The 643-nt window shown below is 47.4% G+C and carries 1 protein-coding gene; it reads right to left on the reverse strand.

The window, feature by feature from the left end:
- Positions 1-643: sodium/glutamate symporter (locus R7Z47_RS25335; protein ID WP_318130828.1), on the reverse strand; the 643-nt coding region annotated here is incomplete at both ends.

Raw genomic sequence — 643 nt, forward strand, 5'->3', positions numbered from 1 at the left:
TTTGATAAACGCGATGCAGCCTTGCAAAATCACTAAGTTAACGATGTCGATGAAGAATGCACCGACAATCGGCACCACCATAAACGCCTGTGGTGACGGACCGAAACGGTTCACGATAGACCCCATGTTCATCACGGCTGTTGGTGTCGCCCCCAAACCAAAACCGCAGTGTCCACTAGAAATTACCGCCGCGTCGTAGTTGCTACCCATGACGCGGAATGTCACGTAGTAAGCGAACACCGCGAGAATTACCGACTGCACGGCAAGGATGATCAAGAACGGAATGGCTAGATCAAAAATGTTCCACAGTTTTAGGCTCATTAGCGCCATTGCTAGGAACAGCGACAATGAAACCGTACCGAGAATATCCACGGTTTCTAAGTCGACTTTGCGAACTTTCGTCACTTCCATGATGTTGGTGATCACCACACCAATAAACAACGCGTAGACAAAGTCTGGAATCATCAACCATTTGATGCCAAAGCTGCTCACCCAGTTTTCTAGATAACCCGCCCCTGTCACACACAACAAAATAATCGACAAGCTTTCGACCACTTTCTTTGCAGTAACTCGGTCTTCTTCGTGCTCGTTATAAGTCACGAGTTCAGGAAAACGTTGGTGACTTTGATTTGTACGGCCGTAT

Source organism: Vibrio sp. 1641 (genome assembly GCF_033339995.1).
Lineage (GTDB): Bacteria > Pseudomonadota > Gammaproteobacteria > Enterobacterales > Vibrionaceae > Vibrio > Vibrio alginolyticus.